Consider the following 19,400-nt stretch of genomic DNA (forward strand, 5'->3'; position numbering starts at 1 on the left):
GGTTCGCCGGAGGCGGCGCGCGGTCGGGGTGTCGGCGGGGGCGTGACCTCCTGGTGCGCGATACCTGTCAGGCATCTAAATGCCTGACAGGTATCGCGACGACATTCCTTCCCCGCTCCCGACAAGGACCTCGACCCGCTCGGACGAACCCCTGTGCGACAGCCTTCTAGCGGGCCGCGAGGCCCAGCACGAGTTGCGGGGCGAAGCCCAGCACCACGGCCACCGCCGTCGCCACGGCCAGCACCACCCCGACCGTCCGGGCCCGCACGGGGGCCACGGTGGCCACGGTGGCCCGCTCGGCGGCCGGCGCGGCCCAGAGGGTGGCGGCGAGGCGCAGGTAGTAGGCGAGGCCGATCACCGCGTTCACGGCCACCACCACGGCGAGCCAGCCCGCGCCCCCGTCCAGCAGCGAACGGACCACGGTCACCTTGGCGAAGAGGCCGGCCAGACCCGGCGGCAGGCCGGCGAGCCCGACCAGCGCCAGCCCGAGCGCCGCCGCCCGCCACGGGTGCCTCCGGGCCGCCCCGCGCAGGTCGTCGAGGGTGCCGCCGTCCGCGCCCGCCGGGCGCAGCGCCACCACGGCCGCGAAGGCCGCCAGCTCCAGCACCACGAAGAAGACGGCGTACGCGACGGCGGCCGCGTACGCGGCGGTGCGGGCGTCGGCGGTGCGCCCGGCGGCCAGCGCCAGCGCGCCGAGCGGGGCGAGGATGTAGCCGGCCTGGGCGACCGAGGACCAGGCGAGCAGCCGGACCGTACGCCGCTGGCGCAGCGCCACCAGGTTGCCGACGGTCATCGTCAGCACCGCGAGCAGGGCGAGCACCGGGCCGGTCACGTCGGCCGGCAGCGCGTACTGCACGACGGCGAGCAGGGCCACCACGCCGCCCAGCTTCGAGGCGGTGGACAGGTACGCCGCCACCGGCAGCGGCGCGCCGTCGTAGGTGGTCGGCGCCCAGGCGTGGAACGGCACCGCCGCCACCTTGAACGCCAGCCCCAGCACCACCAGCGCCACGGCGGCGGTGGTGAGCGGCAGGTCCAGCAGGTCGGGCCGGTCGGTGAGGATCGCGCCGATCCGGCCCAGGTGCAGGCCGCCCGTGGCCGCGTAGAGCAGCGCCACCCCGAGCAGCGTCAGCGTGGTGGCGACCACGCTCACCACGAAGAAGGTGACGGCCGCCTCGGCGCTGGCCAGGCTGTCGCGGCGCAGCCCGACGAGGACGTACAGCGGGAGGGTGAGCGTCTCCAGCGCCACGATCAGGGTGATCAGGTCGCCCGCCGCGCCGAGCACGACGCCGCCCGTCATCGAGCAGGCGAGCAGGAAGCAGTACTCCCCCGTCGGCGACTGGCCCGCCCGCAGCAGCGGGCCGGACAGGGCCAGCACGCCGAGGGTGAGCAGGGCGACGACGACGGCGACCAGGGCGGCCCGGCCGCCGAAGACGTACGAGCAGTCGGCGCCGACGCAGAACGTGCGGCGCTCACCCCCGGTGCCGACCAGGACCGCGCCCAGCGCCGTGGCCGCCGCACCGACGGCGGCCGTCGCCAGCGTGACCCGGCCCCGGGCCACCAGCAGGTCGGCCAGCAGCACCAGCACGGCCGTCCCGGCCGCCAGGTACGCCGGGAGCAGCGCCACGTTGTCGACGCTCTGCACCACGCTCACCGCAGTACCTCCACCAGGGCGTCGACGGGTGCCTCCGCGACGCCGAGCACCAGGGTCGGGGCCAGGCCGACCGCGAGGGCGAGCAGCACGAGCGGCACCCACGCGACCAGCTCCACGCCGGCCAGGCCGGGGGTCAGCCGCCCGACCGCCGGGCTGGGCCGCCCGTGCGTCACCCGGCGCAGCAGCCGCAGCAGGTACGCGGCGGTGAGCGCCCCGCCGATCGCCGCCAGCACGCCCAGGGTGGTCCAGAGCGCCCCGCCGACCTCGACGGCGGCGACCACGGCGAACGCCTCGCCCCAGAAGCCGGCCAGCCCCGGCAGGCCGAGCGAGGCGACGGCGGCGAAGCCGAGCAGCCCGGCGAGCCGGGGGGCGGTCTCCCGCAGCCCGGAGAGTTCGTCCAGCGACCCGGTGTGCGTACGGTCCTTGATCGCCCCGGCGAGGAAGAAGAGCAGGCCGGTGATCACCCCGTGCGCGACGTTGCCGATCAGGGCCGCCTGGATGCCGGTGGCGGTGAGCGTGGCGACCCCGAGCAGCACGAAGCCCATGTGCCCGACGCTGGAGTACGCGATCAGCCGCTTCAGCTCCCGCTGCGCGAGGCAGACCAGCGACCCGACCAGGATCGCCGCCACGGCCAGCACTCCGAGCACCGGGGCGGCCCAGCGGGCGCCCTCCGGGGCCACCCCGACCGCGATCCGGATCAGCCCGTACGTGCCCATCTTGAGCAGCACCCCGGCGAGGACCACGCTGCCGACGGTGGGTGCCTGGGTGTGCGCGTCGGGCAGCCAGGAGTGCAGCGGCCACAGCGGGCTCTTCACCGCGAAGGCCAGCGCGAGCAGCGTGAACGCCGCGAGCTGGGTGCCCCGGGACAGCCCCGTCCCGCCGGTGAGCGCCACGATGTCGGCCGTGCCGGCGGCGGACACCACCACGTAGACGCCGACCAGCAGGAGCACCGAGCCGAACAGCGTGTAGAGGGCGAACTTCGCCGCCGCCCGCCGCCGGTCCGCGCCACCCCAGCCGGCGATGATCGCGTACATCGGGAGCAGGACGACCTCGAAGAAGACGAAGAAGAGCACGAGGTCGAGGGCGAGGAAGGTGCCGAGGATGCCGACCTCGACGACCAGCAGCAGCGCCACCAGGGCCCGCCCGCTGCCGCCGTCGGGGACCTTCCACAGCGTGTACGCGCAGCAGAGCAGCGTGAGCAGCGCGGTCAGCACCACCAGCGGCCAGGAGATGCCGTCCACGCCGAGGTGGAAGCGCAGGTCGAGGCCGGGCACCCAGGGCAGGTCGAGCCGGTGCCACGGGCGCACGGCGGGGGTGCCGGCCGCGTAGGTGGTCCAGGAGCGGTCGCCGAGGAAGAGCAGCGCGGCGGCCACCAGGGTCAGGCCGGCGACAGCCGTGCCGAGCGCCCGGGCCGCCCGGTCCCGGGGCGTCGCCGCCACCGCGAGCGCGCCCAGCGCCGGCAGCGCCAGCACCGCCACCAGCAGGAACTCCCCCAACCTCATGCGGAGACTCCGATCACGACGGCCGCCAGGCCGATCAGCAGCGCCCCGGCCAGCACGCCGACCGCCGCGCGCGGCAGCGCCGCGCGGTGCAGCGCCGCCAGGCCGCCACCGAGGCCGAGCGCGGCGCGGCCGCTGCCCTCGACCGCGCCGTCCACCGCCACCTCGTCGGCCGTACGCGCCGCCCGAGCCAGCGCCTTCGTCGGGCGTACGACCAGGGCGCGCTGGACGTCGTCGAGCCGGAACGCGGCGGCGAGGACCGGCCGCAGCGGGCCCAGCGCGGTCGCCGGGTCGGCGGCCGGGTCCCGCCGCCAGCGCAGCCAGGCGAGCCCCGCCCCGACGGCCAGTAGCGCCAGCGGCAGCAGCAGTTCGGGGCCGACGTGGATCAGGAGATGCTCGCCGGCCGGCACACCGGCGGTGTGCGTGAGCAGCAGCCGGCGCGCGAAGGCCCAGTCGAAGCCGGCGAGACCCAGCAGGGCGGCCGGTACGGCGAGCAGCAGCAGCGGCCAGCGCATCACGGCGGGCGGGTCGTGCGGGTGGGCCAGCGGCATCCGCGCCGCACCGAAGAAGGTGCGCAGCAGCAGGCGGGTGGCGTACCAGGCGGTGACCGCGACGCCGACGAGCCCCGCCAGCCAGACCAGCCAGCCGACCCAGGTCGGGGCAGGGCCGGTGCCGTGCAGGGCGGCCTCCTGGGCGACGGTGAGCACGCCGTCCTTGCTCCAGAAGCCCGACAGCGGCGGCACCCCGGCGAGCGCCCCGAGCCCGACCACCGTGCACCAGAAGGTGACCGGCATGCTGTGGCGCAGCCCGCCCATGCGGGACATCAGCGTGGTGCCGACGGCGTGGATGACCGCACCGGCGGCGAGGAACAGCAGCGCCTTGAACGCGGCGTGGGTGAGCAGGTGGAACAGCGCGGCCGGGGTGGAGCCGACCGCCAGCGCGCCCGTCATGTAGCCGATCTGGGAGACCGTCGACCAGGCCAGTACGCGCTTGAGGTCGTCCTGGGCGGTGGCGGCGAACGCGCCGAGCAGCAGGGTCACCGAGGCCATGACGCCGAGCACGGCCAACGCGGTCGGCGTCGCCTCGAACAGCGGGTAGAGCCGGGTGACGGCGTACACGCCGGCGGCGACCATCGTGGCGGCGTGGATCAGCGCCGAGATCGGCGTCGGGCCGGCCATCGCGTCCGGCAGCCAGGTGTGCAGCGGGAACTGGGCGCTCTTGCCGGCCACCCCGGCGAGCAGCAGCAGGCAGGCGGCGGTCAGCGTGCCGGTGGCGTGGTCGTGGGCGAGCACGTCGGCGATCCGGAAGCTGCCCGCCGAGACGCCGAGCAGCGCGATGCCGAGCAGGAAGCCGACGTCGCCGACCCGGGTCACCAGGAACGCCTTCATGGCGGCGGCCGGCGCCTCGGGCAGCCGGCGGTCGTGGGCGATGAGCAGGTAGGAGCAGATGCCCATCACCTCCCAGCCGACCAGCAGCAGGATCAGGTCGCCGGCGACCACCACCAGCAGCATGGCGGCGGTGAAGAGGCTGATCTGCGCCGCGTACGGCGGGTAGCGGTGGTCGGTGTCGACGTCGTCGTGCGGACCCCGGCGCAGGTAGCCGACCGAGTAGACCTGCACGGCCAGGGCCACCGCGGCCACCGCGACGGCGACCAGCGCGGCGGCGCCGTCCAGCCGCACCCCGAGGCTCACCGTCAGCCCGCCCAGGTCCACCCAGGTCGTGGACGCCTCGGCGGGCCGGTCGAGGGTGACCAGCAGGGCGACGGCGAGCGCCAGCGCACCGGCGGCCCCGGCCACGCCGAGCGCGATCGCCACCCGCCGGGCCCGGTCAGCGCCCGTCCCGGCGGCGCGCGGCGCCGGCGGCAGCAGCAGGCCGAGCAGGCCCGCCACCAGCGGTACGGCCGGCAGCAGCGCGCCGAGCAGCGTGGTCGTGCTCACCGCTCCACCTCCGGGCGTTCGGCGGACCCGGGCCGGGCGTCAGCCCCGGCAGTGGTGCCGACCGTGACCGGCTCGGCCAGCGGCACCTCGTCGACGGCGACGGTGGCCCGCAGCCGGTAGAGCTGGAGCACGATCGCCAGGCCGACCCCGATCTCGGCGGCGGCCAGCACGATCACGAAGAGCGCGAAGACCTGCCCGCCGTGCGGCAGTTGCGCGCGCACGGTGGTGTCGGCGGTGACCAGGATCAGGTTGACCGCGTTGAGCATCAGCTCGACGGCCATCAGCACCAGCACCGCGTTGCGCCGGCGCAGCACGCCGTAGACGCCGAGGCCGAACAGCAGGGCGGCCGTTACGTACGGGATGACGGGTCTCACCGCGACCGCCCGCCGTCGTCGCCCGGACGCCCGCCGCCGACCACCGTGCCGGAGCCCCCGGGGCCCGGCCCGCCGGTGCGGGACCGGGCGGTGCCCGGCTCACCGGCCTTCGGCCGGCCGATGTCGGGGCGGGAGATCACGATGGCGCCGACCAGGGCGGACAACAGCAGCACCGAGAGCACCTCGAAGGGCAGCACCCAGCTGCGGAAGATCTGGTCGCCGAGGCGTTCCGCGGTGCCCGTGTCGGGCAGTTCCACGGCCGTCCACCGGTACGCGTCGACGAGCAGGGCGGCCAGCCCGAGCCCGGTGCCGCCGCCGATCAGCGCCGCCGCCCAGCCGGGCCGGTCCAGGTCGTCGGAGGCGCCGATCGGGGCACGGGTGAGCATCACCGCGAAGAGCAGCAGCACCACCACCGCGCCGACGTAGATCAGCACCTGCACCCAGGCCACCAGCTCGGCGGTGAGCACCAGGTACATGCCGGCCAGCGCGCCGAGGCAGAGCACCAGGTAGAGGCCGGCCCGGACCAGGTGGCGGGTGGCCACCACCAGCACCCCCGAGCCGACCGCCAGCGCGCCGAGGGCGAGCAGCAGCACGTCCGCACCGGTCATGCGCCGGCCTCGGGCTCGGGGCGTACGGCCGGGGCGGCGGGACGGGCGGCGGGCGCGGCCGGGACCGCGGCCTTGCGCGCGGCGGCGGTCTCCTCCTTCGCCGGCTCACCGTTGGGGTCGTGCGCGGGCGGCGGTGGCACGGTGCCCATCCACTGCCCGAGGTGGTCCTTGTCGTGCAGCAGGTCCTTGATGTCGTACTCGGAGTATTCGAACTCCGGCGACCAGTAGAGGGCGTCGAAGGGGCAGACCTCCACGCAGATGCCGCAGTACATGCAGAGCGAGAAGTCGATGTCGAACTTGTCGAGCACGTTGCGCTGGCGGGGGCGGGCGGCGCCGGGCACCGCCACCTCCTCCTTGTGCGAGTCGATGTAGATGCACCAGTCCGGACACTCCCGGGCGCACAGCATGCAGACCGTGCAGTTCTCCTCCAGCAGCGCGATCACCCCGCGCGAGCGGGGCGGCAGCTCGGGGGCGACGTCCGGGTACTGCTGGGTGGTCGAGCGGCGGGTCATCGTCTTCAACGTGACCGCGAGCCCCTTCACCAGGCCCGCGCCGGGCAGGCCACGGTCTCCGCCGGCGCCGCCCGGCTCGCTGCGCTCGCTGCGGTCGGTCATGCCGACCATCCTGCCCTGTGGCCGCGGCGCGCGCGACCACCCCCCGCGGTCTGCCGGCGGTACGGTGGGGCGGGGAGAACGACGCACCGGAAAGGGCTCGCCATGACCGCCGCGCTGCAGGGCGACCATCCGCCGCCGGGCGGGTGGACGGTCGACGACCTCGACCGCCTGCCCGACGACGGCCGCCGCCACGAACTCCTGGACGGAAACCTCCTCGTGTCGCCCTCCCCCACGCGACTCCACCAGTCCGTCGCCGGTCGCCTCATGGCCGCGCTCGACGAGACCTGCCCCGCCGACCTCGACGTCACGCAGGGCGTCGAGGTGCGGCTCTCCCGCACCCGGGCCTTCATTCCCGACGTGCTGGTCACGGAGCTGGACGCGGCCTCGCGCAACCCGTCGCACTACCGGCCCCACGAGGTGATGCTGGTGGTCGAGATCGTCTCCGAGGGGTCGCGGAGCATCGACCGGGTGCTCAAGCCCGCGCTCTACGCCGAGGCCGACATCCCCTACTTCTGGCGCATCGAGACCGAGTCGGGGATCGTCGTGCACGCCCACAGGCTCGACCCGGCGAAGCGCGTCTACGTCGAGCAGGCCCGGATGACCGACGGCATCCTCGTCCCGGAGCCGTGGGAGATCGACATCCCGCTGAGCAGGATCACGCCCCGGTCCCGCTGATCCCGCCGGGCGCGGGCGGGAGCATCTCCACGCCCAACTGCTGGAGGAGCTGGAACAGCTCGTTGCAGCTCCACACGTCGACGATCCGGCCCGCGTCGTCGAAACGCAGGAAGCTCGCCCCCGAATAGCTGACCACCTGCCCGGTCGGCGGCACCGGACCGAACGGCCCGGCCTGGGTGCCCGCCGCCCGCCAGTGCACCGCCACCCGGTCCCCGGCGGCCACCACGTCCACGAGCTTGTAGCGCAGGTCGGGGAAGGCGGCGCGGCGCTCCCGGTGCCACGCCAGCGTCGCCTCCGGGCCGGCCCCGCCCAGCCCCGGGCACTCCGGCGACACCAGCTCGTACGCGGACTCCTCCCGCGCGCCGTTCCACACGTCGGCGATGAAGCGCCGGGCCGCCACCTCCACATCGATCATCGCGGCAGCCTAACCGCCGGCCGCGGCCCGCCACCGTCGGACGGCGCGACGGCCCAGGTCGGCACTCGGCGCGCCTGCGGGCGGCGCAGCCGCCATGATGGGACGAGCGACGGGCGACGGCGGAGGGGTGGGGCATGGGCGGCACGACCGAGGGCGGCACGACGGCTGACGCGGGAGGCACCGCCACCAGCGGCGACGAGGTGCTGATGCGGACCGGCGGCAGGTACGTCGAGCCGGGCGGCGAGTTCACCCGCGACCAGCGCTACATCGCCACCCGGATCACGGCCGACGCCCGGGACGGCTGGCCGGTGGAGCCCGGCCGGTACCGGCTGGCGGTCAGCCGAGCCTGCCCCTGGGCGAACCGGCTGATCATCGTACGGCGGCTGCTCGGGCTGGAGGACGCGATCTCGATGGCGGTGGCCGGCCCCACCCACGACAAGCGGAGCTGGACGTTCGACCTCGATCCGGGCGGGCGCGACCCGGTGCTCGGCATCGAGCGGCTGGCCGAGGCGTACTTCGCCCGCTTTCCCGGCTACGAGCGGGGCATCACCGTGCCGGCGATCGTGGACGTGCCGACCGGGCAGGTGGTCACGAACGACTTCGGGCCGATGAGCCTCGACCTGTCCACCCAGTGGACGGCGTACCACCGGGAGGGGGCGCCCGACCTCTACCCGGAGCCGCTGCGCGACGAGATCGACAAGGTGAGCGCGGCGCTGTTCCGGGACGTCAACAACGGCGTCTACCGGTGCGGCTTCGCCGGCGACCAGGCGGCGTACGAGAAGGCGTACCACCGGCTCTTCGACCGGCTGGACTGGCTGGGCGAGCGGCTGGCCGGGCAGCGCTATCTGGTCGGGGACACCATCACCGAGGCGGACATTCGGCTGTTCACCACCCTGGTCCGCTTCGACCCGGTCTACCACAGCCACTTCAAGTGCAACCGGAGCAAGCTGACCGAGATGCCGGTGCTCTGGGCGTACGCCCGGGACCTGTTCCAGACGCCGGGCTTCGGCGACACGATCGACTTCGACCACATCAAGCGGCACTACTACGAGGTGCACCGCGACATCAACCCGACCGGGGTGGTGCCGCTCGGCCCCGACCTGGCGAACTGGCTCACCCCGCACGGCCGGGAGGCCCTCGGCGGCCGTCCCTTCGGCGACGGCACGCCGCCCCCGCCGCCCCCGCCCGCCGAGCGCGTCGACCCCGCCCACACCCCGCTGCCCTGACGGACCGCCCCGCAACCCGGGTGTGCCGGGCGGCGCGTTCCTACAGCGCGACGCGGACGGCGGCCGTGAGGACGAGCTGCCCCAGGGAGACGGGGACCAGGACGAGCCAGCAGAGGCGCTGGAGCTGGTCCTCGCGCAGCCGGGGGTAGGAGACCCGGATCCAGATGATCAGGAACGAGACTGCGAAGACCTTCAGCAGGGTCCACAGCCAGCCGAGCTGCGCGTCGGCGAACGGGCCCTGCCAACCGCCGAGGAAGAGCACGGTGGTGAGCGCGGCGATCACCACGATGCCGACGTACTCGGCGAGCAGGAAGAACGCGAACCGCAGGCCCGTGTACTCCGTCATGTAGCCGAAGACCAGCTCCGAGTCGGCGACCGGCATGTCGAACGGCGGGCGGCGGATCTCCGCGAGCCCGGCGAGGAAGAAGACGACCATGGCGGGTGCCTGCCAGAGCAGCCACCACGGCTGCCACGCCTCCACGATGCCGGAGAGGCTGAGCGTGCCAGCCGCCATCGCCACCGAGGCGGCGGCCAGCACCAGCGGCAGCTCGTAGCCGAGCAGCTGCGCCGCGCCCCGGATCCCGCCGAGGAGGCTGTACTTGTTGGCCGACGCCCACGCCGACATCAGCACCGCCACGACGCCCACGCCCACGACGGCCAGCACGAAGAACAGCCCGATGTCCAGCGGCTGCCCGACCAGGTCGTCCGGGCCGAGCGGGATCACCAGCAGGACCAGCAGGTAGGGCACGAGCGCGACCGCCGGGGCGAGCCGGAACACCGCCCGGTCCGCCTCGCGGGGCGTGACGTCCTCCTTCTGCACGAACTTCACGCCGTCGGCGACCAGCTGGGCCCAGCCGTGGAAGCCGCCCGCGTACATCGGGCCGAGCCGGCCCTGCATGTGCGCCATCACCTTGTGCTCGGCCTGCCCGACCAGCAGCGGCAGGGTCAGGAAGGCGACGAGCACGCCCCCCACCCGGATGACCAGCTCCAACCACAGTGGCATCAGGGCGTACCTCCGTCGTCGCCAGCGCGGTCGTCGGGCGCCGGCCGGTCGGCGCCCGGGCCGCGCGGCGCCGGGCCCGTGCTGGAGGCCGGCGGACCAACCGGCGCCGGGCCCGTGCTGGAGGCCGGCGGACCAACCGACGCCGGGCCCGTGCCGGAGGCCGGCGGACCGGTCGGCGCCGGGTCGTCGACGGCACCGGCGGGCCGGGCGGTACGGGGTGGACGGGCCCCCGGGGCCGGCCGGGCGGGCCGCTCCCGGGCCGGGCGGGCCGGGGTGCCGCCGCGCGGCCCCTCCCCGACCCCGCCCGCGCCGGCCGGCGTCGGCGTCGTACCCCACTCCCCCGGCGCGGGCACGCCCGGCGGGCGGATCGGCCGGCGCCCGCCGCCGGCCTCGGACTCGCCCGGTTCCTTGGCGCCCGGCCACGGCTTCGCCACCCGGGAGGCGAGCACGAACTCCTTGCGCAGCGGGTGCCCCTCGAACTCGGGCGGCAGCAGCAGCGGCGCCAGCCCGCCGTGGCCGGGAAAGTCGATGCCGAACATCTCGTGCGTCTCCCGCTCGTGCCACGCGGCACCCGGGTAGACGTCGACGACCGACGCGACGGCCGGGGACTCCCGGGGCACCCGGGTACGCAGCAGGACGCCGTGCCGGCGGGTGGTGGACCACAGGTGCGCGACCACGTCGAAGCCCTCGGCGAGCTCGTCGACCGCCGAGAGCCAGTCGAAGTAGTCGCAGGCCAGCTCGGCGTCGTCGCGGGCGGCGCGGAGCGCGTCCGGCCAGTTCGCCGGCGGTACGTCGACGGTGGCGCGGGCGTGCGCCTGGCCACCGGAGACCGAGGGGGTCACCTCGACGGGCGCGAGCAGCGCGACCATCCGCTGGCCGACCTCTTCCGGAGTCATGCCGCTGATCCTAGGTCCTCCCCCGCACCCCCCACCCAACCGAACGCCCCACCCACCTTCCTTCCCCCGCGTCCCGGACGGGGCGGGGAGGCGGGGGGACGCGGGGTGGGGATCTGGGCGCTTTGGTGGCGGGGGGATGGGCGGCGGGGAAGGATGGGGGCGTGCGCGCTGTGACTGTCAAACCGGGGATCGCCGACTCACTGCGGCTGGTCGAGGACCATTCGGAGCCGCCGCCCGAGGAGGGCGCGATCCTGGTCGAGGCGCTGGCGGTGGGCATCTGCGGCACCGACCACGAGATCATCGCTGGCGAGTACGGCGAGGCGCCACCCGGTGCGGACCGGCTGGTGCTGGGGCACGAGTCGCTGGGCCGGGTGCTGGAGGACCCGTCGGGCACCCTGCAACCCGGCGACCTGGTGGCGGGCATCGTCCGGCACCCCGACCCGGTGCCCTGCCCGAACTGCGCGGTCGACGAGTGGGACATGTGCCGCAACGGCCAGTTCACCGAGCACGGGATCAAGGCCCTGCCCGGCTTCGCCCGGGACCGCTGGCGGCTGCAACCCCGGTTCGCCGTGGGGCTGGACCCGTCCCTCGCCCCGGTCGGCATGCTGCTGGAGCCGACCAGCGTGGTGGCGAAGGCGTGGGAGCACATCGAGCGCATCGGTGCCCGCGCCGAGTGGCAGCCGCGCAGCGTACTGGTCACCGGGGCCGGGCCGATCGGCCTGCTCGCCGCGCTGCTGGCCACGCAGCGCGGGCTCGCCGTACACGTGCTGGACCGCAACACCACCGGGCCGAAGCCGGGTCTGGTACGCGCGCTCGGGGCGACCTACCACACCGAGTCCGTCTGTGAGCTGGACTTCGAGCCGGACGTGGTGCTGGAGTGCACCGGGGCGCCGGTCGTCGTCCTCGACGTGATGTACAAGATCGCGCCGACCGGCATCGTCTGCCTGACCGGCGTCTCCAGCGGCGGGCGGACCATCGACCTCGACGCCGGGGCGCTCAACCGCTCCCTGGTGCTGGAGAACAACGTGGTGTTCGGCTCGGTGAACGCCAACCGCCGGCACTGGGACCTCGCCGCCGCCGCGCTGGCCCGCGCCGACCCGTCCTGGCTCGACGCGCTGATCACCCGCCGGGTGCCGGTCGAGGGGTACGCCGAGGCGTACACCCCCGAGCCGGACGACATCAAGGTGGTGCTGGAGTTCAGCTCCTGACCCGCTCAGAGGCCGGGCAGCCGGCCGTTGCGGAACAGGTCTACGAAGAGCTGGTGGTCCTGCCGGGCGCGCACGCCGTACGCGTGGGCGAAGTCGACCAGGTGCGCCACGAAGCCCGCCTCGTCGGCGTCCACGGCCGCCACGATCGCCTCCTCGGTGGAGTAGTCGACCAGGTCGTGGCTGGACTCGTCGTCGGCCACCGAGTGCATCCGGGCGACCGCCCGGCCCAGGTCGGCCAGCACCCCGGCCAATTCCTCCGGCTCGTTCACGTCGGCCCAGTCGAGGTCGGCCGCGTACGGGGAGACCTCGGCGACGAGCTGGCCGGCCCCGTCCAGCTCGGTGAAGCCCAGCCACGGGTCGGCGTGCGCCTGGAGCGCGCGCTGCGACTCGGCGGTGCGGTGCCCCTGGTGCTGGAAGTAGCCCGCGATCGACTCGTCGGCGATGTGCCGGGCCACCGCCGGCACCTGGGCCTGCTTCATGTAGATGACGACGTCGTTCTCCAGCGCCTCGGTGTGCCCCTCCAGCAGCAGGTTGTACGACGGCAGCCCGGCCGAGCCGATGCCCACGCCCTTGCGCAGCACCACGTCCTTGATGTGCGTGGCCACCGGACGGGACTGGGCGGAGGAGGTGGGCAGCGTGCCGAGGTAGTCCTCGAACGCGGCGCAGACCCGCTCCCGGGTCTCCGCGTCGATCTCGAAGACGCCGTCGCCCAGCGAGAACCGGCGCTCGTAGTTGTCGATGGTGGTCTGCGTGGCGAGCAGGTCGACCCGGGTGCTGAGCCGCGCCTGCTGGAGTACCCGGCGCAGCACGCCGTCGGCGTTGTCCAGGGTGATCGAGCCGATCGCGTCGTCGCCACCGGCGGCGATGGCCCGCAGCTCGGTCAGGTACGACTGCGCGAAGCCGGTGACCAGGTCGCTGATCGCCCGGTCGGAGAGCGCCTTGGCGTAGCCGAGCAGCGCCACGCTGGCCGCGAGCCGCTTCAGGTCCCAGCTGAACGGCCCCACGTACGCCTCGTCGAAGTCGTTGACGTTGAACACGAGTTGCCCGGAGGCGTTCATGTACGTGCCGAAGTTCTCCGCGTGCAGGTCGCCGTGGATCCACACCCGGCTGGTGCGGTCGTCGAGGAACCGGTCGTCGGCGAAGTCGCCGACCTGGTCGGCGTAGAAGAGCGAGGCGCTGCCCCGGTAGAAGGCGAACGGCGACGCGGCCATCTTGCGGAACTTGCGCCGGAAGGCGGCCGGGTCGAGAGCCATCGACGCGCCGAACTCCTCGGTGAGTACGTCGACGATGTGGGCGGAACGCTGGTCGGCGGAGTGGTTCATGGTGCGCAGGCTAGCCCCCGCCGGCCAACCCGGGCCCTCGTCCGACCGGACGGTACGGCTCAGGGGGCGGGCGGGCGCACCGGCGGGGCGGTCAGCGACTCCGCCGAGCGCGGCGGCACGCCGCCGTCGGACGGCGCGGCGTCGACCGGCGCGGCGAGCGCGTCGGGCCGGGGCACGCCGCCGATGCCGGACTGCTCGGCGGCGATCTTCTCCTGGAGGCGCAGGATGCCATGCAGCAGCGCCTCGGGCCGGGGCGGGCAGCCGGGCACGTAGACGTCGACCGGGATGAGCTGGTCGACGCCCTTGGTCACCGAGTACGAGTCCCAGTAGGGGCCGCCGCAGTTGGAGCACGCGCCGAACGAGATGACGTACTTCGGCTCGGGCATCTGGTCGTAGAGCCGCTTGATCGCGGGGGCCATCTTGTCGGTGACCGTCCCGGACACGACCATCAGGTCGGCCTGCCGGGGCCCGTGCGCGAACGGGATCACGCCGAGGCGCATGAAGTCGTGCCGGCCCATGCTGGTGGCGATGAACTCGATCGCGCAGCAGGCCAGGCCGAAGTTGAAGACCCAGAGCGAGTAGCGGCGGCCCCAGTTCAGCACGAACCGGATCGGCTCACCGAGCACTCCCGGCACCTGCACGACCGCCCCCTTCCCGAGCACCGCCCCAAGTCAACCACAGCCCCCGGCGACACCGGTCGACCCGTCGACGGCCGAGGGGCGCCGTCGGATCCACGACCGCGCCGGCCGCAACCGGCCGGAGCCCGGTGGAGTGTTACCGCCGCCAGACAGCCACGGTGGCTCGAACGGGGAGGGACAGTGACAGTGACGATGGGAGCCCGCGCCAACGAACCACCCCCGACGGTCGACGCGCGGGCCGCCGAGGGCGGTGCGCCGATCACCTTCGACGACTTCTACCACGCGCACTTCCGGGGTGTCACCGCGCAGCTCTGCGCGTACACCGGCGACCTGGGCCAGGCCCAGGACCTGGCGCAGGAGGCGTTCTGCCGGGCGCTCGCCCGGTGGGACCGGCTGGCCCGCTACGACGACCCGGTGGCCTGGATCCGGCGGGTGGCCTGGAACCTCGCGCGCAGCCGGTGGCGTCGGCTGCGTACCGCCCGCGGCCACCTGCTGCGACAGCGGCGGGTGGAGACGCAGGTCGCGGGACCGACGCCGGACCGGGTGGACATCGAGAGGGCACTCGCGGCGCTGCCGGCGAACCACCGGCGGGCCGTCGTCCTGCACTACCTGGCCGACATGTCCGTCGCCCAGATCGCGGCGCAGGAGGGGGTCGCGGAGGGCACGGTCAAGTCGTGGCTGCACCGGGGCCGCACCGCCCTGGCCACCCTGCTCGACGAGAACCCGGAGGGAGTCGGTCATGCCTGAGCAGGATCCGCTGCGGGCGCGCTTCGCCGCGTACCGCGGAGATCTGACGGACCGGATCGACGGTCCGGGTCCGGACGCGGCCCGGCGCACGCTGCGGCGTCGCCGCCGCGCCACCGTCGCGACGGCGGCCCTCGCCGTCGCGCTGGTGGTGGCCCCGATCGCCGCCGTCGCGGCGCTGCGGGACGCCGCGCCCCCGGGACCGCCCGCGTCCACGCCGACGGCCGGGCCGACCTCGTCACCCTCGCCCGAGCCCTCGCCCGACGCGTCGCGGTCGCCGTCGTCGCCGCCTGCGCCGACCGCGCCGGACGGCCGGATCACCGGACGGCAGCTGCGCGCCGCCGCGCTCGACCTGCCGGCGTGGGCCGGCCGGAGCTGCGCCGACACCACGCGGGTCACCCTGCTTCCCGCCGCCACGACGGAGGTGGACCGGCCGTACCTGATCAGCGTCACGCACGGCGACGTCGACGCCGACGGCGCCACCGAGACGCTGGCCCTGCTCGGCTGCCGCATCGGCGAGGCGTCGGCGAAGCAGGTGGTCGCCTTCGACCGGGACGCCGCCGGGCGGATCGTCACGCTGGGGCGGGTGGCCCGGACCCACGAGGAGGCTGCCGGCGGCTTCGAGGACGTCCGCGCCGTCGCCGTCGCCGGTGGGAAGGTCCGCGTCGAGGTCGCCGACATCCAGCCCTGTTGCAGCGTTCCGGCGTACTGGGCGCGACAGCAGTGGCGGACGTACGGCTGGGAGGGCGAGCGGTTCACCCAGACCGGCGGCCCGACCACCTGGGGGCGGGATTCGCGCCTCACCGACCTGGCGGTCACGGCCGGGCCGCTCGTCCTCGAGCCGCCGGACCAGCTCGGCCGGCGGCGGGGCACGGTGACGGTGACCGTGACCAACCGGGGGACCGTCGACGCGGACCGTGTCGCCTTCCACGAGCTGGAGCGCGTCGGTACGCCCGACGGCGGCGACTGGGACCGGTGCGAGCCGGCCCGGGGAAGGTCGGACTGGCCGCCGTGCCTGACCGACGGGGTGCCGGCCGGGGAGCGCCGGAGCTGGACCTTCCGTTTCCGCGTCGAGCCGGAGGGCCCGGGGGCGGACGTGTCGGCCCGGGTGGTCCACCACAGTGCCGACCACCGCTACTGGCCGGACCTGGCACCCGGGGACAACCAGATCGACCTGCGGGTGGACGGGTGATCCGGCGGCGTCCACCCGGCGCGGTGGACGCCGTCGCTCACCAGGTGGGGCGTTGCAGCAGGCCGACGAACTCCACCAGCAGCCGTTCCCGCAGCGCCGGCGGCGCGGCGTCGAGCAGGGTGTTCACCACCGCCATCCGCCCGGGCGGCGGCCCGGCGGTCCCGGCGCCGTCGCCGGAGGCGGCGGGGTCGATGGAGTCGGCAGCGTCTTCGCCACCGGTGGAGTCGGCAGCGGGTGCGGGGCCGGTCAGGCCCAGTCCGGCGGCCAGGCCGGCGACCAGGTCGGGGGTGAGCGCGTCGGGGGTCAGCGTGGTGGCGAGGGCCAGCAGCTCGGCGGGGAGCGCCACCGGCCCGGCGGCCCGGGTGGCGGCCACGGCGGCGGCGAGGTCCGGGCCGAACTCGGCCACCCGCGGCGCCACCGCGGCCGTCACCGTCAGGTGCACGCTCGGCGGCAGGTCGGCGTACGACAGCTGGGGCTGGGTGTGCCAGCCGCGGGCGGCCAGCTCGTCGACCAGCACGAAGAGGTCGAGACCCGCGTCGGTGGCGGTGAAACAGACCACGGTCGACTCCGGCTCGGCCATCAGCCGCAGCCCGTCGGCCGCGCGCACGGCGTCGGCCAGGCCGGCGACGGCGTCCCGGGTGGCCGCCGCGAGCCGCAGGTACCCGTCGTCGCCGAGGTGCCGCAGGGTGGCGTACGCGGCGGCGATCGGCCCGCCGGAGCGGGTGGACGCGATGACCGGGTTCACCATCGTGTAGCCGGGCCAGTCGGCGTACGCGAAGTACTGCGGGGCGCGCAGCGCCGCGTCGCGGTGCAGCAGCACCGACACGCCCTTCGGCGCGTACGCGTACTTGTGCAGGTCCACGGAGATCGAGGTGACCCCCGCGACGGCGAAGTCGAACGGCGGCACGTCCGCCCCGAGCCGGCGCAGGTACGGCAGGGTCCAGCCGCCGAAGCAGGCGTCGACGTGGCAGCGCACCCCGGCCGTGGCGGCGGCCTCGGCGATCCCGGCGACGGGGTCGACGACGCCGTGCGCGTACGAGGGGGCGGAGCAGGCCACCAGCACCGTGTCGGGGCCGATGGCGGCTGCCACGTCGGCGGCGGCCGGCCGCAGCGTCGACGCCGACACGGGCACCGTGTCCACGGCCACCCGCAGGTAGTGCGCCGCCTTGGCGAAGGCGGCGTGCGCGCTGGCCGGCACCACGATCCGGGGCGCCGCGATCTCCGGGTGGGCGTCGCGGGCGGCCTTGACGGCGAGGATCAGCGACTCGGTGCCGCCGCTGGTGACGCTGCCGACGACGTCCGGCGCGGCGCTGCCGGGGCCGCCGCCGAGCAGCCGCGCGGCCGCACCGACCAGCGCGTTCTCCATGGCCAGCAGCGACGGGAAGGCGGTCGGGTCGAGCCCGTTGACGTGGGCGCTGCCCGCGTACGCGGCGGCGGCCAGCTCGTCCAGCCCCGGCACCGCCGGGTCGTAGACGTAGGCGAACAGCCGCCCCCCGTGCGTGGGCCGGTCGGCGTCCCGCAGGGCGCGTACCTCCGCCAGCACCCGCTCGGCGGGCAGGCCGTTCCCGGGCAGCGCCCGCCGGTCAGTTTCGTCGTCGATCATGGAGTTGCGGTGCCCTTTCCATGCGGGTCAGCGGCTTTCGTCCCCCACCACAACCGCACGATCGGCCGGGTGGGTGTGGGGGGTCGGGTCGGGCTCGGCGGCCAGGCGGGCCGAGGACAGGTCATAGGGGCGGAGGAAGAGGACCGCCAGGCCCACCAGGAGGGCGGGGAGGACCGTGAAGCCGATCAGGATGCCCAGTCGGGCGGTGTCGGACTGGGTGGCCGCCGTGCCGGTGTCGGAGGAGACGTAGCCGGTGAGCTGGAGCACCAGGCCGAAGATGCCCGGCCCGAGGGCCAGCCCGAAGGTCTCGCCGGCCGTCCAGACCCCCGTGAAGACGCCGGCCTGGCGCCGGCCGGTGCGTGCCGTGTCGTACGCGATGCAGTCCGGGAGCATCGCCAGGGCGAACACCTGCTGCCCGGCGTAGCCGACGCCGATCAGCGCCACCAGCGGGTAGACCGCGAGGGCGGGCAGCACCGGGGCGGCGACCAGGGTCAGCGCGCCCGTTGCGAAGATCAGCGACGCCGCGACCAGGGCGGCGAGCTTGCCGACCCGCGCACCGACCCGGGTCCAGAGCGGCATCACCAGCAGCGCCGGCGCGACGAAGCAGGCGAACAGGATGGTCGGCCCGCCCTCGGGGTCGCGCAGGATCTGCTCGGCGAAGTAGTTGACCCCGGCGAGGACGGTGGCGACCCCGGCGGACTGCACCACGAAGCAGACCAGCAGCGCCCGGAACGGCCGGTTGCCGGCGACGACGGCGAGCTGGGCGCGCAGCGTCGGCTCACTCTCCGCCACCGTGCCGCCGGGGGCGGACCGGGTGCCGAGGAACGCGCCGACCGCGCCGAGCGCGATCAGCCCGGCGACGAAGAGGCCCATCCAGCGGTGCCCGGGCAGGCCTCCGCCGCCGGCGTCGCGCACCAGCGGGGCCACCGCGCCGGAGACCAGGATGGCCAGCGCCAGCACCGCGATCCGCCAGCTCATCAGCCGGGTACGTTCGGCGTAGTCGTCGGTCAGCTCCGCCGGCATCGCCACGTACGGGACCTGGAAGAAGGCGAACGCGGTGGCCGTGGCGAGGAAGGCGACCGCCACGTACGCCCCGGCGGCCGGCCCGGCGCCGAAGGGCGCGGCGAAGATGGCGGCGAAGAGCACGCCGAGGGCGAGCCCGGCGACCAGCAGGTACGGCCGGCGGGCGCCCCAGCGCGAGCGGGTGCGGTCGGAGATCCGGCCGGCGACCGGGTTGACCAGCACGTCCCACGCCTTCGGCAGGAGCACCAGCAGGGCGGCCGCGCCCGCCGCGACGCCGAGGGTGTCGGTCAGGTACGGCAGCAGGAGCAGGCCGGGCACCGTGCCGAAGGCGCCGGTGGCCAGCGATCCGAGTGCGTAACCGGCGTGCACCCGGCGCGGCAGTGCGCCAGCGACCGGACCTGCTCCACCCGACGGCGCGTCCATGGCGCCGAATGTTACTCACGTTATGGCGCGGGTCACATCCCCTCCTCGGGGGACCAGCTCGCCGTCATGTCCACCCCGGTGCCGCGCAGCGGCGTGCCCTCGGCGCGCAGCCGCTCCCGCGCCTCCCGCTCGTGCCCGGGCGGCAGGCGGCCGGCCGAGTTCACGACCCGGTGCCAGGGCACTCCCCCGCCGTGCCGGGCCATGATCGAGCCGACCAGCCGCGCCGACGCCCGCCCCGAGCGTTCCGCCAGCGCGTCGGCGACCGCCCCGTACGACATCACCCGGCCGGGCGGGATCCGCTCGACGAGCTCCAGCACCGCCTCGACGTACTCGTCAGGTCTCACGACCG

At 75.0% G+C, this 19,400-nt stretch carries 18 protein-coding genes and 1 pseudogene; 5 read left to right on the top strand and 14 right to left on the bottom strand.

Annotated elements, in window-relative coordinates; translation table 11 throughout:
* Positions 1–166: 166 nt before the first annotated feature.
* Genes CLT72_RS18115 through CLT72_RS18140 form a run of 6 tightly spaced genes read right to left on the bottom strand, consistent with a single transcriptional unit; the run spans position 167 to position 6,692 of the window.
* Positions 167–1,651 carry a proton-conducting transporter transmembrane domain-containing protein gene (locus CLT72_RS18115; RefSeq protein ID WP_101412814.1) on the bottom strand — a complete coding sequence of 495 codons (1,485 nt, stop codon included), beginning with the start codon at positions 1,649–1,651 and terminating at the stop codon, positions 167–169.
* Positions 1,648–3,153: a complex I subunit 4 family protein gene (locus tag CLT72_RS18120; RefSeq protein ID WP_101412815.1), complete on the bottom strand. Its 1,506-nt coding sequence runs from the start codon at positions 3,151–3,153 to the stop codon at positions 1,648–1,650. Before CLT72_RS18120 ends, CLT72_RS18115 begins: the two co-directional genes overlap by 4 nt.
* Positions 3,150–5,087: an NADH-quinone oxidoreductase subunit L gene (locus tag CLT72_RS18125; protein WP_101412816.1), complete on the bottom strand. Its 1,938-nt coding sequence runs from the start codon at positions 5,085–5,087 to the stop codon at positions 3,150–3,152. The genes CLT72_RS18120 and CLT72_RS18125 overlap by 4 nt, the downstream gene beginning before the upstream one ends.
* Positions 5,084–5,461, bottom strand: a complete 378-nt coding sequence (nuoK, locus tag CLT72_RS18130; protein ID WP_250101633.1) for an NADH-quinone oxidoreductase subunit NuoK — start codon at positions 5,459–5,461, stop codon at positions 5,084–5,086. The genes CLT72_RS18125 and nuoK overlap by 4 nt, the downstream gene beginning before the upstream one ends.
* Entirely contained in the window at positions 5,458–6,069 is a 612-nt protein-coding gene (locus CLT72_RS18135) for an NADH-quinone oxidoreductase subunit J (protein WP_101412817.1), read from the bottom strand. Before CLT72_RS18135 ends, nuoK begins: the two co-directional genes overlap by 4 nt.
* Complete coding sequence (locus CLT72_RS18140) at positions 6,066–6,692, bottom strand: NuoI/complex I 23 kDa subunit family protein (RefSeq protein ID WP_101412818.1); 627 nt, start codon at positions 6,690–6,692, stop codon at positions 6,066–6,068. Before CLT72_RS18140 ends, CLT72_RS18135 begins: the two co-directional genes overlap by 4 nt.
* Before the next feature lie 93 nt (positions 6,693–6,785).
* Here CLT72_RS18140 and CLT72_RS18145 point away from each other — a divergent pair, with 93 nt between their 5' ends.
* A complete protein-coding gene (locus tag CLT72_RS18145; protein ID WP_101412819.1) occupies positions 6,786–7,358 on the top strand; it encodes a Uma2 family endonuclease in 573 nt (190 codons plus the stop codon).
* Here CLT72_RS18145 and CLT72_RS18150 read toward each other — a convergent pair.
* Positions 7,339–7,773, bottom strand: coding sequence for an ester cyclase (locus CLT72_RS18150; RefSeq protein WP_101412820.1), 435 nt, complete (start codon positions 7,771–7,773; stop codon positions 7,339–7,341). The two genes, CLT72_RS18145 and CLT72_RS18150, sit on opposite strands and share 20 nt — an antisense overlap.
* Positions 7,774–7,907: 134 nt before the next feature.
* Here CLT72_RS18150 and CLT72_RS18155 point away from each other — a divergent pair, with 134 nt between their 5' ends.
* Entirely contained in the window at positions 7,908–8,999 is a 1,092-nt protein-coding gene (locus tag CLT72_RS18155; protein WP_101412821.1) for a glutathione S-transferase family protein, read from the top strand.
* A 40-nt stretch (positions 9,000–9,039) separates the two neighbouring features.
* On the opposite strand, the gene CLT72_RS18160 is transcribed toward CLT72_RS18155, so the two are convergent.
* Together CLT72_RS18160 and CLT72_RS18165 are read right to left on the bottom strand one after the other, a co-directional pair.
* The gene (locus CLT72_RS18160; RefSeq protein ID WP_101412822.1) at positions 9,040–10,002 is read right to left on the bottom strand and encodes a complex I subunit 1/NuoH family protein; all 963 of its coding nucleotides are present in this window, start codon (positions 10,000–10,002) and stop codon (positions 9,040–9,042) included.
* Positions 10,003–10,301: 299 nt separating this feature from the next.
* Positions 10,302–10,898, bottom strand: a pseudogene (locus tag CLT72_RS18165) (NADH-quinone oxidoreductase subunit C); the annotation flags it as partial.
* Between the two features lie 161 nt (positions 10,899–11,059).
* Between CLT72_RS18165 and CLT72_RS18170 the strand changes: the two are divergent.
* Positions 11,060–12,106 carry a glucose 1-dehydrogenase gene (locus tag CLT72_RS18170; protein ID WP_101412823.1) on the top strand — a complete coding sequence of 349 codons (1,047 nt, stop codon included), beginning with the start codon at positions 11,060–11,062 and terminating at the stop codon, positions 12,104–12,106.
* A 5-nt stretch (positions 12,107–12,111) separates the two neighbouring features.
* Here the strand turns inward: CLT72_RS18170 and CLT72_RS18175 are convergent, their stop codons facing one another.
* Positions 12,112–13,428 carry a DUF2252 domain-containing protein gene (locus CLT72_RS18175; protein WP_101412824.1) on the bottom strand — a complete coding sequence of 439 codons (1,317 nt, stop codon included), beginning with the start codon at positions 13,426–13,428 and terminating at the stop codon, positions 12,112–12,114.
* A 59-nt stretch (positions 13,429–13,487) separates the two neighbouring features.
* The gene (locus CLT72_RS18180) at positions 13,488–14,069 is read right to left on the bottom strand and encodes an NADH-quinone oxidoreductase subunit B (RefSeq protein WP_101415244.1); all 582 of its coding nucleotides are present in this window, start codon (positions 14,067–14,069) and stop codon (positions 13,488–13,490) included.
* A gap of 189 nt (positions 14,070–14,258) precedes the next feature.
* On the opposite strand from CLT72_RS18180, the gene CLT72_RS18185 reads away from it, so the two are divergent.
* Together CLT72_RS18185 and CLT72_RS18190 are read left to right on the top strand one after the other, a co-directional pair.
* Complete coding sequence (locus CLT72_RS18185) at positions 14,259–14,813, top strand: SigE family RNA polymerase sigma factor (RefSeq protein ID WP_101412825.1); 555 nt, start codon at positions 14,259–14,261, stop codon at positions 14,811–14,813.
* Complete coding sequence (locus tag CLT72_RS18190) at positions 14,806–16,002, top strand: hypothetical protein (protein ID WP_101412826.1); 1,197 nt, start codon at positions 14,806–14,808, stop codon at positions 16,000–16,002. Before CLT72_RS18185 ends, CLT72_RS18190 begins: the two co-directional genes overlap by 8 nt.
* 37 nt (positions 16,003–16,039) lie before the next feature.
* Here CLT72_RS18190 and CLT72_RS18195 read toward each other — a convergent pair whose 3' ends face one another.
* The 3 genes from CLT72_RS18195 to CLT72_RS18205 are packed head-to-tail and all read right to left on the bottom strand — an operon-like array spanning position 16,040 to position 19,395.
* Positions 16,040–17,605, bottom strand: a complete 1,566-nt coding sequence (locus tag CLT72_RS18195) for a pyridoxal phosphate-dependent decarboxylase family protein (RefSeq protein WP_101412827.1) — start codon at positions 17,603–17,605, stop codon at positions 16,040–16,042.
* A gap of 27 nt (positions 17,606–17,632) precedes the next feature.
* On the bottom strand, positions 17,633–19,051 hold the full coding sequence (locus tag CLT72_RS18200) for an MFS transporter (RefSeq protein ID WP_101412828.1): 1,419 nt from the start codon (positions 19,049–19,051) through the stop codon (positions 17,633–17,635).
* Positions 19,052–19,083: 32 nt separating this feature from the next.
* Positions 19,084–19,395 (bottom strand): MGMT family protein, encoded by a 312-nt coding sequence (locus CLT72_RS18205; RefSeq protein WP_101412829.1) that lies wholly within the window; start codon positions 19,393–19,395, stop codon positions 19,084–19,086.
* Positions 19,396–19,400 lie beyond the last annotated feature (5 nt).

It is taken from the genome of Micromonospora sp. CNZ309 (assembly GCF_002846525.1).